The following is a 12,457-nucleotide window of genomic DNA, read 5'->3' as shown; positions in this document are numbered from 1 at the left end:
ACGGCGCCATGTCGGCCCCCGGCGATGGTGCTGATGACGCCCCCGCCGACGCCGGCGGCATGGCGACCCTCGCCACACGGAGGTCGCGTTCACGCAAACCGATGGCGTCGTGCGGTGTCACCCGCGGCCAACGCGCAACGACCGCAGCCGGATGTTCACCACGACCACTCCGGCGCTGACCCACCTGAGCAACGTGTACAGCGGTGCCACCGTCACCATGGCACTGCGCGACGGTCTGCCCGCCCACTGCAACCTCATCGATGCCGCAACGGCTGCTGCCGCTTCTGCGCATGCGCTTGCGATCGTGCGCGCACGCCCGGCGAACCACCGCAACCGGGAAAGCGCCGCACTGACCTGCGCCGCCTCCGACGTTGCATGCGAGCGCACGGACCGGGGTTGGCCTGCCCGCCCCATCCCTGATACCGTTGAACGCGCAGGGGTGCTCATTATTCGAGGAGCGCTGACTTTGATGCGACACCCCAGCACCCTGCTTCCATATCGCCCCGCCCACCCGGCAGTACTGTTTTTCGGCGCACTCGCGGCCTGCGCATCCAGTGCTGCGCCAGCTGCATCGACGATCGTCTACCAGTGCGGCACGTCCGTCTGCGCCGTCGATCCCGACCATCCGGCGATGACGCAGCGCACGATCAAGCAGAACGCGACCGCTGCCGGCATCACCGCCGACGGCACCATGGCCGCGTACATGACTCCGGGCCAGAATCCCGGCGGGATCTACCTCGTTCCGCTCGCCGGCGGCGCCGCGCAGGTGCTGACCTACGGCGAAGTCTACGATCTGCCACGCATTTCGCCGTCCGGCACGAAGGCGTCGTGGACTTGGTACTTCGCAGGCTTTGGCTGGTACACGTACTATTTTCCGGACCAGAACGGTCACTTTGTTTCGATCGCATCCTCGACCTACCAGACCGGACAGGGCTGGCTTGGCGAGAACGTCATCGTCGCGCGCCGTGGCACGCCCGCAACAATCTGCATCGAATATCCGCCGCCCGGCAACGGCAGCTCCTGCGACGTGCAGGTCGCTACCGATCCGTCGCTGCAGATCGGCTATCCGAGCGGCTCGATCGACGGCCAATGGGTCGTCGCCGTGCGTGGGCCGGGGCCGAGCGCATTCGGCATTCCGGTGGAAGGCAACATCGGCCTGTATTCGGCGACCACGCACACCCTGGTGCGCGACCTCTCCGTAAACACGCTCGATTCGTGGCCGACGTTCTCGCCCGACGGTCAGCGCATCGCGTTCGTGCGCAACGGCACGATCCGCGTCCTCAGCCTTGCGCCCGGTTCTTCCTCGGTCGCGATCGTCGCCGGCACCACGCCGTACTGGGGCGGCGGCGCAGGCAATGACGTCATCTTCAAGAACGGCTTCGACTGACGTTGCCGTCGGCAGGTGGCGCGTCCTCGCACCAGGCCGCTGTCACGCCTCGGAACCCGTTCGGCGCGTGACGGCGTGGCACGCATCAACGCAGCGGCAGGCCGGCACGCGCGGTGCGCGCCCATGCTGGCGTCGGCGCGCCGCCCCCCGGGCACATTGCGCCGCCGCGCATCAGCGCAGGGTTCGCGCCGCGGCGACGATGTCGGCCTCACCCGGCAGCACGAGGAAGGCGGCCCCGGCCAGCGGCGTGTAGGTGTCGGCACCGACCACGCGACGCAGCGGGATGGCGCCATGTCCGCCCTCGACGATGGCGGTGATGACGCCCTCGCCGACGCCGGCGGCATGACGGCCCTCGTCGACCACGAGGATGCGCCTGGCCGTGGCCGCCTGGGCGGCGATGAAGGCCTCGTTGAGCGGCACCAGCCAGCGCAGGTCGATCGTGCGCACGCGCCAGCCGAGCTCCTGCTCGATCGTGCGCGCCGCACGCAGGCTCATCGGCACGCCATTGCCGTAGGTGAAGATGACGAGGTCGCTGGGCTGATCGGCGGCCGGCGGCTGCGCGGCATGGGCGGCGCCCTCGTAGATGCGCGCCTCGCCCAGCGGCATGGCCTGCTCGGGTGGCGGGTAGCTCGTCAGCCATTGGCCGTCGCCGGCTTCGTACAGATCCTTGCCCATGTACAGCGCGATCGGCTCGAGGAACACCGTGACGCGCCCATCGACCTTGGCCAGCGCCGCCAGCGTGCGCAGCATCATCGCCGCGTCGTCGCCACGACTCGGACAGCCGACCACGAGGCCGGGAATGTCGCGCAGCGCGGTGATCGAATTGTCGTTGTGGAAGTGGCCGCCGAAGCCGCGCTGGTAGCCGAGTCCGGCGATGCGCACGACCATCGGATTGCGGTACTGGTCGTTGGAGAAGAACTGCAGGCTGGCCGCTTCGCCGCGGATCTGGTCGCAGGCGTTGTGGAAATACGCCAGGTACTGGATTTCCGGAATCGGCAGCATGCCCATGTTGGCGTAACCCTGGGCCAGGCCGAGGATCATCGTCTCGTCGAGCAGCGTGTTGAACACGCGCGCGTTGCGGAACGCCTTGTGCAGGCCCTTGGTGACGGTGTAGACGCCGCCCTTCTGCGCCACGTCCTCGCCGAACAGCAGCGTCTCGGGATACTTGGCGAACAGGTCGTGCAAGGCATTGTTGATCTGGATCGCCAGATGCCGCGGCGGCTGCTTTTCCGGCAACTTGTCCTCGCCACCGAAGGCGGCCACGCGGCGCGGCGCGTAGTCGGCGCGCGCCGCCTCCGCGGCTACCTTGTCGGGCGAAAACGGGGCCAACGGTGCCATTACCGCCGCCAGCGTCTGCAGCCGCGGCCGCCGGTCGGCCTCCTCGGCGGCGGCGAAGCAGCGCTGGCGGAAGTCTTCATATCTGGCCAGCAGCGACTCGGGCGCATACAGGCCGGCCTCGAGCGCGATCGCCGCCGAGCGCAGCAGCGGATCGGTCGCCTCCACCGCCATCAGCTCCTCGATGCTGCGCCACTCGATCTCGAAATCGGTGCCGGCATGGCCCATGATGCGCGTCGTGCGCAGGTGCAGGAAGGTCGGCCGCCGCGTCGTGCGCACGTGGTGCACCGCACGCGCCACCTGCTCATAGCCGGAGGCGAGGTCGAGCCCGTCGGCGAAGAAATAATCGAGGTCGCGGCGGCTCTCGAAGTTCGCGCGCACCCAGTCGTTGGGCGTCTTGACCGAGATGCCGATGCCATTGTCCTCGCACACGAACAGCACGGGCGCCGGCAGCTTCTGATAGGCCGTCCATGCCGCGGCGTTGAACGCGGTCTGCGCGGTGGCGTGGTTGGACGAGGCATCGCCGAACGAGCACACCACGATCGAGTCATCGGGCACCGGCAAGGCATGGCCGATGCGCCGCGCCTGCTCGATCGCAACCGCGGTGCCGAGCGCCTTGGGCAGGTGCGAGGCGATCGTCGAGGTCTGCGGCAGCACCCACAATGGCTTGCTGCCCCACACCTTGTGGCGACCGCCCGAGGCCGGGTCCTCGGCGCTCGCCGCGAACGACAGCGCCGAATCCATGATCGGATCGAGCCCCGGCAGCTTGCGGAAACGCTCGGCCATGAAGGCGCCGCTGCGGTAGTGCAGGAATGCCGGATCGGTATGGCGCGTGAGCCGCGCCACCATGGCATTGCCCTCATGACCGGACGAACCGATCGTGTAGAACACCTTGTTGCGGACGCGCAGCACGCGCGCCATCAGGTCGAGATGGCGCGAGATGAGCTGCGAGTCGAACAGTTCGAGGAAGTCCTGCGCGCTGCAGCGGCTGCCGGGCAGGACCGCCGCCGACGCTGCGCCGGCGGTTGCCGCACGGCCCCGCCACGATTGCACAAACTCCTTGAAGTTCTGATCGCAAACCTCTGCGCGATTTACGTTCTTGTGGCGGGCTGGAATCGGCTGCACGACAGACATGGCGGACCTTGTGGACGATGGGGCGGCCTCGGCGTTCACCGATGGCCAGCCAAAGCGCGTAAGGATAGCGGCGGCGCCGCCGCCACCGCCAGACGATGCCGCGGCCGTCACCGTCGTGTTGCCGGGCGTTTACCTTGCCGCGCGCCACTTGACCACGCTCGCGGCGCGCGCGTGGCAGTCAATGCCAGCGGGCCAGCTCGCGCAGCACCGTGGTGGCGAACGCGCCGGCTTCGAGCGCGAAGCGGATCGCGAGTCCGTCGTCCTGCCAGCTTGCGGCGAGTTCGCGCGGCAGCAGGCGCAAGGCGCGGCGCTGCTGTTCGAGTCCGGCCGCCTCCAGGCCGCGCGCCAGTTCGGCATGCGCGTCGGCGACCGCGAGTTCGAGCGCACGCACCGCATCGGTGCTGCGCAGCTCGCCGCGTCCCCACAGTGGTCCGCTCGGATGGATGTCGCCGCTGGCGAGGCGTTCACGCAGCGCATCGTCGAGTGGCTCGGGGCCGAATACCGAATGGGTGCCGGCGAGCATCCACACCTCGCCATCGAGCGCGCGGTTCCAGCTGCCGGCGGCAACGCGCTGCGCCAGCGCGGCATTGAACAGTTCCGAACGCGCGGCCGACAGCGCGATGCCACGCCGTTCGCGCGGCATGCGCGCCCCGGCAAACAGTTGCCGGGCGAGGTCGGCGTTGCCACCGTCGCGACCGAAGCGCTGCTCGCCGAAATAGTTGGGCACGCCCTGCGCGACGATCGCATCGAGCACGGCCTGCGCGCGGTCGCGCTCGCCCTGCGGCGCGCGCAGGCGGATCTCGAAGCGGTTGCCACGATGGCTGCCGCGCTTGAGCTTGCGCGCGTGGCGCGCGACCGACAGCACACGCACGCCCTCGATGTCGAGCGCCTGCCAGTCCGGCTCGGCGCGCTGACCGAGGTGGACCGTGAACGCCTGGCGCGTGATGGCATGGCGGTCCTTGAGGCCGGCGAAGCCGATGGCCACCGGCGCCAGACCGAGGCGACGGGCAAGCTCGCGTGCCACCCACTCGGTGTTGGCGGCGGTCTTTTCGATCAGCACGAAGGCGTGTTCGCCGCTGCCGCTGGGCGCAAAGCCGAGGATTTCCTCGACGCGGAAGTCGGCCGGCTCGCGGCGCAGCTCCGCGACCAGCGGCGGGCCGCCGTGCGCGTACGGCAGGTCCATGGTCATGGCCCGCGCTGGCGCTGCGTGGTGGTCGCCGCGACGCTGCCGCCCGGCGCCGGCCGCACCACGTCGGCGTCGACCTCGGCGGCGACGCGCTCGACGAAGGCGCGCAGTTCGCTGTCGTCCTCGTTCACGAGCGACGCCGGCACGGCGCGCGCCTGCAGCAACACCACCGCAGTGGCGGCGATCCCCTCGCCGCGCCCGGTGAAACCGAGCTTCTCGCTCGTGGTCGCCTTGACGCTGATGTCGCCGATCGCACAACCCAGATCAGTAGCCAGCGTCGCGCGCATGCGCTCGACGTGCGGCGCCAGTCGCGGCCGTTCGCAGACCACGGTCACGTCGGCATTGCCGAGCACGAAACCATGCTGCGCCACCAGCGCGGTGCAATGACGCAGGAACGTGCGACTGTCGGCGTTGCGCCACTGCTCGTCGCTCGGCGGGAACAGTCGTCCGATGTCGCCGAGCGCCAAGGCGCCGAGCAGCGCGTCGCACAAGGCGTGGATGACGACGTCGCCGTCGGAGTGGGCCACTAGGCCATGATCGTGCGCGATGCGCACGCCACCGAGCGTGACGTAGTCGCCGGGGCCGAATGCGTGGACGTCGATACCTTGGCCGATGCGCATGCTTGGGTGAAGAACCGGAAATGGAGGGCGGGCAATGGCAACGCTGGCGACGCCGCCGTTTCGCGGCGTCGATCCGACGCATGGCGGCGCGCCGTCCAGACCTGACGCAACATACCTCAGCGCCGGGCGCGACTCCACGCCATCGCGCACGGTCCGTCGCTCGGATCAGCGCGCCCCGTCGGCGGCACCGCGCCCAACGGCCCAGACCGGGCCCGCGTCGCTGCCGGCGAGCAGGTGTTCGGCCAGCACGAGATCGGCCGGCGTGGTCACCTTGAGATTGTCCTCGCTGCCCTCGACCAGCAGCGGGTACTGTCCGGCCAGTTCCATCGCCATCGCCTCGTCGGTGACGATGCACTGCGCGCGCTGCGCGGCCTCGAGCGCGGCGCGCAGCGCGCCGAGCGGAAACAGTTGCGGCGTCTGCGCGCGCCAGCGCGATTCGCGCGGCTCGGTGGCGATACAGCGTTGCTGCGCGTCGGCCCGCTTGAGGGTGTCGCGCAACGGCACCGCCAGCAGACCGCCACCGGCCGGCACGGCCAGCTCGATCAGGCGCGTGATGTCGGCATGGCGCAGGCACGGGCGCGCCGCATCGTGGACGAGCACGCACTGCGTGGCGGGCACGCCGAGCTCGAGCAGGCGATGCAGCCCGGCCAAGACCGAGTCGGCGCGTTCGCTGCCACCGGTGACCGTGAGCAGCGGCTTGCCGGCGGGCAGGCGCAGCGCCGGCCAGTACGGGTCGGCGGCGGCCAGCGCCACCACCACACCGGCGATGCGCGGATGGCCGAGCAGGCGCTCGAGCGTGTGCTGCAGCAGTGGCTTGCCGGCCAGCGGCAGGTACTGCTTGGGCAGATCGCCTCCCATGCGGGCGCCGCGGCCGGCCGCCGGCACCACGCAATACAGCGCCTCAGTGGTCATCGCGCGCCGGCTTGCCGTCGCTGGCGGTCGGCTCCACCACCTGGATGAAGGTTTCCCCGGGCTTGAGCAGACCCAGTTCGGAACGCGCACGTTCCTCGATCGCCTCGCTGCCGTGCTTGAGATCCTCGACCTCGGCGGCGAGCGTGTCGTTACGCTTCTTGAGCGTGTCGTTTTCCTGCTTCTGCTCGGTGATGTTCTGCTGCAGGCGCCACAGGTCGCGCAGGCCACCGTGGCCTGTCCACAGCTGCACCTGCAGCGCGACCAGCAGCACCACGAGGATCAGCGCGACCCAGCGCAGCACGTGCGTCCGACCTCAGCCCTTGAACGAGGGCAGGTTCGGGAATGCCTGGCGGCCGGCGTAGCGCGCCGCGCCGCCGAGCGCCTCCTCGATGCGCAGCAGCTGGTTGTACTTGGCCACGCGGTCCGAGCGGCACAGCGAGCCGGTCTTGATCTGCGTCGCCGCGGTCGAGACGGAGAGATCGGCGATCGTCGTGTCCTCGGTCTCGCCGGAACGGTGCGAAATGATCGAGGCGTAGTTGGCCGCGTCGGCCATCGCGATCGCGTCGAGCGTCTCGGTCAGCGTGCCGATCTGGTTGACCTTGATGAGGATCGCGTTGGCGATGTGCTGGTCGATGCCCTGCCTGAAGATCGACGTATTGGTGACGAACAGGTCGTCGCCGACGAGCTGCACGTTGTTGCCGAGCCGGTCGGTGAGCTTCTTCCAGCCGTCCCAGTCGCCCTCGGCCATGCCGTCCTCGATGGTGACGATCGGATACTTGGCGCACCAGCCGGCATAGAACTCGATGAGCTGCTCCGCGCTCAGCACCTTGCCCTCGCCTTCCAGGTGATAGGCACCGTCCCTGTAGAACTCCGAACTGGCGACGTCGAGGCCAAGCCAGATGTCCTTGCCGATCGCGTAGCCGGCCTTGGCCACGGCTTCGAGGATCGTTTCGATCGCTTCCTCGTTGGACTTCAGGTTCGGCGCGAAACCGCCCTCGTCGCCGACCGCGGTGTTGAGGCCACGCCCCTTGAGCACCGATTTGAGCGCATGGAAGATCTCGGTGCCCGCGCGCAGCGCTTCGGCAAAGCTCGGCAGGCCGACCGGCAGGATCATGAACTCCTGCATGTCGACGTTGTTGTCGGCGTGCGCGCCGCCGTTGATGATGTTCATCATCGGCACCGGCAGGCGCGGCGCGCGCTCACCCGCAAGATGTTTCCACAGCGGCAGCTTGCTCGATGCCGCGACCGCGTGCGCGTTGGCCAGCGACACGCCAAGCAACGCATTGGCACCGAGCTTGCCCTTGTTCGGCGTGCCGTCGAGGGCGATGAGCTTGTGATCGAGGCCACGCTGGTCGGCCGCGTCGAAGCCCTTGAGCGCGGTGGCGATCACGCCATTGACGTTGGCGACCGCGTTCTTCACGCCCTTGCCCAGGTAGCGCTTGCTGTCGCCGTCGCGCAACTCCACCGCCTCGCGCGAGCCGGTCGATGCGCCCGACGGCACGGCTGCGCGACCGAACGCGCCGTTGGCGAGCGTGACTTCCGCTTCGAGCGTGGGGTTGCCGCGGGAGTCGAGGATTTCGCGGGCGTGGATGTGGGCGATATTTGTCATATCTACTCTGTGATCAGTGAGCAAGAACTATCGATTGCCATCAAATCCGCAATTCATCAAGACAGCTTTGCCATCTAGTTTTCCAATCAAGCTGATGCATTCATGGCTGCTGCCGCCATCCAAGGAAATCCGAACTTCCAGTTCCTGATCCTCGAAAGTTTCCAACTCTCTTATGAGCTGGCGAATGGTCTTGCCGAGAGTTACCCAAACCGGTTGAGCGGACACTTGGGCGTCTCCCTGAGGTTCGTCAGGATTGGCTTGTTTCGACGAGTGCATTTCTCTTTGTCAGAGAATCCAGTCCGATGAGCGTTTCCATCAACGCTTCCATCTTCCCCAGCGGCCACGCGTTCGGCCCATCGCTGAGCGCCTTGTCCGGGTCGGGATGCGTTTCCATGAACACGCCGGCCACGCCGACCGCGACCGCCGCGCGCGCGAGCGCCGGCACGAACTCGCGCTGGCCACCGGTCTTGCCGTCGGCGCCACCCGGCAACTGCACCGAATGGGTGGCGTCGAATACCACCGGGCAGCCGGTGTCGCGCATGACGACGAGACTGCGCATGTCCGACACGAGGTTGTTGTAGCCGAAGCTCGCGCCGCGCTCGCAGACCATGATGTCGGGATTTCCGGTGGCCTTGGCCTTGGCGGCGACGTGCTTCATCTCCCACGGCGACAGGAACTGGCCCTTCTTGATGTTGACCGGCTTGCCGGCCTTGGCGACGTTGTGGATGAAGTCGGTCTGGCGGCACAGGAAGGCCGGCGTCTGCAGCACGTCGACGACGCTCGCGACCTCGGCCAGCGGCGTGTACTCATGCACGTCGGTCAGCACGGGCACGCCGATCTGGCGCTTGACCTCGGCCAGCACCTTCAGGCCCTGCTCGAGGCCGGGGCCGCGGAAGCTCGTCCCCGACGTGCGGTTGGCCTTGTCGAAGCTCGACTTGAAGATGAACGGCACACCCAGGCGCGCGGCGATGTCCTTCAGCGTGCCGGCCGTGTCGAGCTGCAACTGCATCGACTCGATGACGCAGGGACCGGCGATGAGGAACAGGGGCCGGTCGAGCCCGATTTCGAACCCGCACAGCTTCATGCGGTGGCCCCGATCTTCGCCGGTGCCGTGCCGTCCACGCGCGGCGCCTCGCGCAAGGCGCGTTGCTGGCGCGCGGCGCGCACGAAGCCGATGAACAGCGGATGGCCGTCGCGTGGCGTCGAGGTGAACTCCGGATGCGCCTGGCAGGCGATGAACCACGGGTGGTCGGCCAGCTCGATCATCTCGACGAGCAGGTCGTCCATCGACTTGCCCGCGATCACGAGACCGAGGTCCTTGAACTGCTGGCGGTAGCGGTTGTTGAACTCGTAGCGGTGACGATGGCGCTCGCGCACCACGTCCTGGCCGTAGAGCTCGCGCGACAGCGTGCCGGCCTTGAGGCGGCATTCCTGCGCGCCCAGCCGCATCGTGCCGCCCTTGCCCGAGCTCTCGTCGCGCTTCTCGATGTCGCCGCTGCCGGTGGTCCACTCGGTGATGAGCGCGATGACCGGATCGGCGCAGGTGCGGTCGTTCTCGCTCGAATTGGCGCCGGGCAGGCCCGCCACGTGGCGCGCGAAGTCGACCACCGCCGCGTGCATGCCATAGCAGATGCCGAAATACGGGATCCGCTGCTCGCGCGCGTGGCGCACGGCCGCCACCTTGCCCTCGAAACCGCGCTTGCCGAAACCGCCCGGCACGAGGATGCCGTCGTAACCCTGCAGGATGTCGGCGCCCTTGCGCTCGATGTCCTCGGATTCGAGCCAGTGCAGGTTGACGCGCGTCTTCTGCTTGATGCCGCCATGGCGCAGCGCCTCGCCGAGCGACTTGTAGGCGTCCTTGTGCTCGACGTACTTGCCGACGATGGCGATGTCGACCTCGCCCTGCGGATGCTCGACGGCCTCGACCGTGCGCTCCCATTCCGACAGGTCGGCCGGCCGTGCGGTCAGGTGCAGGCGTTCCATGACGATCTCGTCGAGCTTCTGCGCATGCAGCCACAGCGGCAGCTTGTAGATCACGTCGACATCGACCGCGCTGATGACGGCCTTTTCGGGCACATTGGTGAACAGCGCGATCTTGCGCCGCTCGGTCTGCGGCAACGGCTGCTCGCAGCGGCACACCAGCACGTCGGGCTGGATGCCGATCGAGCGCAATTCCTTCACCGAATGCTGGGTCGGCTTGGTCTTGATCTCGCCGGCGGCTTTGATGTACGGCACGAGCGTGAGATGCATGAACATCGCGAATTCGGCGCCGTGTTCGATGCGGATCTGGCGGATCGCCTCGAGGAACGGCAGCGATTCGATGTCACCGACGGTGCCGCCGATCTCGACCAGCGCCACGTCGTAGCCCTGGGTGGCTTCGTAGATGCGATGCTTGATTTCGTCGGTGATGTGCGGAATCACCTGCACGGTGGCGCCCAGATAGTCGCCGCGGCGCTCCTTGGCGATCACGCTCTCGTAGATCTTGCCGGTGGTGATCGAGTTCTTGCCGGTCAGGCGCGTACGCACGAAGCGCTCGTAATGGCCCAGGTCGAGGTCGGTCTCGGCGCCGTCATCGGTGACGTAGACCTCGCCGTGCTGGAACGGGCTCATCGTGCCCGGATCGACATTGATGTAGGGATCGAGCTTCATCAAGGTCACGCGCAGGCCGCGTGCCTCGAGGATGGCCGCGAGCGACGCCGCCGCGATGCCCTTGCCAAGCGAGGACACCACGCCGCCGGTCACGAAAATGAGGGGGGTCATGGGCGAGACTTTCTGCCGGAAAGTCACATTCTACCCGCTTGCCCACGGCGCGGCGAGCACACCGGCCGGATGCAGATGAAACACGGGCCGCTGCGGTCATGCCCGCTTCAGTCGGCGACCACCGCGGCAGCGGGCGCGGCTGCGGCCGGGTGGGCCAGATGCGTGGCCGGCAGCGGCACCGACCACAACGCCCCCTTGGAGGTGTCGCGCAGACCGATCTGCAACTGCCCACCCGCCACATCGAACGCGATCGCCCGCAGGTGCGGCGGCTGCGCCGCGATCGCCGCGATCGCCGCGGCCAGCGCAGTCGGCGCCGGCGCCGGCCCCGCTGCCTGCGCAGACAGGTCGAGCAGCAGGCCGGTGAGGCGCAGCCTGGCCTGGGTGTCCTGCAGGCGCAGCAGATACTTCGATTGGTTCGGCGCGCTCATGCCGGCCAAGACGCAGCCCGCGGCGTTGCCAATGCAGTCCAGACCGAAGATGTCCACGGGCTCGAACTCGCGCACCGGCGGCAGCGGCGCGTCACGCGCCAGCAGCTCCCGCGTCCGCGTCTGGCAGGCGGGCACATACGAGCGCGCCATGCGCGCCTTGGTGCGCATGACATCGGTGGTCAGTCCATACCAAGCGCCCTCAGTCAGGCGACGCGGCGCCGCATCGAGCCGATCCAGCAGCGCGAACATGCTCGCGGCCTCGCCCTGCATCGCCATGCACAGGTCCAGTGGCGGCAAGGCCGGATCGAACGCCGCGCGGCATGCAGCCGGCAACGGTTCGGCAAGCGGCCGCTCGGCGAGCATCTGCGCGAGCAATCGCGCATTGGCGTCGAGCAGTGCCATGCCGACCATCGACACCACGAGGTTGTCGCTATTGCTGGCCAGCCGCCGCCAGGTCGAGACGTCGGTGCAACTCGCGCGGAAAGCGGCGCTGGGGTTGCCGGCGACGAAATCCAGCGCGCTGCGCGTCGGCGATATCGCAAGCTGTCGCAATGGCGGCAACGGCGTGTCGAGGGAGGGCGGAAATTCGCTGCGCACGTAGCCGTAACCCGCCAGCGAGCGCACGCGTTGCAACAGGCTGGCCTCCTGCGCAAGACGCGCGGCCAGTGCCTCGCGATGCGCGCGCACATGGGCCAGGCAATCGCCCTCGCGCAAGCCGCACCAGGCCACGGCCTCCGCGTCCACAGTCACCTGCGGGTAGTGGCCGTGGGCGCTGCTGTCCTGCGGCAACGCCGGCGACAGCTCGGCCGGATCGGCCGTCAGCGCGTCGCGCAGCCGCTGCGCATCCTGCGCCGCCACCCCATCACGATCGGCGGTGGGAATGTCGTAGTCGAGCAACCACAGCCGTGCGAATGCATTGCTGCCGTCCGTCGGCACCGGCGCCTGCAGCAGCGCGAGCGCCGCGCGGTCCGCCGCTGTGGGCGTCATCAGCCGCGATGCGCTCCACAGCACCACCAGCAGCAGCAACAGCACCCAGGCCAGCAGCAGCGGCGACAGGATCATCCACTTGACCACGCGATTCATGCG

10 protein-coding genes and 1 pseudogene are annotated in these 12,457 nt (G+C 68.4%); 1 reads left to right on the top strand and 10 read right to left on the bottom strand.

Annotation, left to right across the window (positions count from 1 at the left end; all coding sequences use genetic code 11):
• Positions 1-151 precede the first annotated feature (151 nt).
• Positions 152-1,387, top strand: coding sequence for a hypothetical protein (locus KF903_RS10010; RefSeq protein ID WP_291214211.1), 1,236 nt, complete (start codon positions 152-154; stop codon positions 1,385-1,387).
• A gap of 171 nt (positions 1,388-1,558) precedes the next feature.
• Here KF903_RS10010 and KF903_RS10005 read toward each other — a convergent pair whose 3' ends face one another.
• The 10 genes and pseudogenes from KF903_RS10005 to KF903_RS09960 all read right to left on the bottom strand — a co-directional run bounded on the left by KF903_RS10005 (position 1,559) and on the right by KF903_RS09960 (position 12,454).
• Positions 1,559-3,856: a thiamine pyrophosphate-dependent enzyme gene (locus tag KF903_RS10005; RefSeq protein WP_291214209.1), complete on the bottom strand. Its 2,298-nt coding sequence runs from the start codon at positions 3,854-3,856 to the stop codon at positions 1,559-1,561.
• 178 nt (positions 3,857-4,034) lie between these two features.
• Positions 4,035-5,039 (bottom strand): tRNA pseudouridine(13) synthase TruD, encoded by a 1,005-nt coding sequence (gene truD, locus KF903_RS10000; protein ID WP_291214206.1) that lies wholly within the window; start codon positions 5,037-5,039, stop codon positions 4,035-4,037.
• Positions 5,040-5,188: 149 nt separating this feature from the next.
• A pseudogene (ispF, locus tag KF903_RS09995) lies at positions 5,189-5,662 on the bottom strand (2-C-methyl-D-erythritol 2,4-cyclodiphosphate synthase); the annotation flags it as partial.
• Positions 5,663-5,827: 165 nt separating this feature from the next.
• The gene (ispD, locus tag KF903_RS09990; RefSeq protein ID WP_291214205.1) at positions 5,828-6,574 is read right to left on the bottom strand and encodes a 2-C-methyl-D-erythritol 4-phosphate cytidylyltransferase; all 747 of its coding nucleotides are present in this window, start codon (positions 6,572-6,574) and stop codon (positions 5,828-5,830) included.
• On the bottom strand, positions 6,564-6,875 hold the full coding sequence (gene ftsB, locus KF903_RS09985; protein WP_291214202.1) for a cell division protein FtsB: 312 nt from the start codon (positions 6,873-6,875) through the stop codon (positions 6,564-6,566). The genes ispD and ftsB overlap by 11 nt, the downstream gene beginning before the upstream one ends.
• Before the next feature lie 12 nt (positions 6,876-6,887).
• Complete coding sequence (gene eno, locus KF903_RS09980) at positions 6,888-8,183, bottom strand: phosphopyruvate hydratase (RefSeq protein WP_291214200.1); 1,296 nt, start codon at positions 8,181-8,183, stop codon at positions 6,888-6,890.
• Between the two features lie 27 nt (positions 8,184-8,210).
• Positions 8,211-8,408, bottom strand: coding sequence for a hypothetical protein (locus tag KF903_RS09975; RefSeq protein WP_291214198.1), 198 nt, complete (start codon positions 8,406-8,408; stop codon positions 8,211-8,213).
• Positions 8,409-8,430: 22 nt separating this feature from the next.
• Positions 8,431-9,267, bottom strand: a complete 837-nt coding sequence (gene kdsA / locus KF903_RS09970) for a 3-deoxy-8-phosphooctulonate synthase (protein ID WP_291214196.1) — start codon at positions 9,265-9,267, stop codon at positions 8,431-8,433.
• Positions 9,264-10,943: a CTP synthase gene (locus tag KF903_RS09965; protein ID WP_291214194.1), complete on the bottom strand. Its 1,680-nt coding sequence runs from the start codon at positions 10,941-10,943 to the stop codon at positions 9,264-9,266. Before KF903_RS09965 ends, kdsA begins: the two co-directional genes overlap by 4 nt.
• A 107-nt stretch (positions 10,944-11,050) precedes the next feature.
• On the bottom strand, positions 11,051-12,454 hold the full coding sequence (locus tag KF903_RS09960; protein ID WP_291214192.1) for a hypothetical protein: 1,404 nt from the start codon (positions 12,452-12,454) through the stop codon (positions 11,051-11,053).
• Positions 12,455-12,457 lie beyond the last annotated feature (3 nt).

This window comes from Dokdonella sp., assembly GCF_019634845.1.
Classification (GTDB): Bacteria; Pseudomonadota; Gammaproteobacteria; order Xanthomonadales; family Rhodanobacteraceae; genus Dokdonella_A.
Note: the sequence above shows the minus strand (reverse complement) of the source record. Positions and strands in the feature narration are given on the sequence as shown.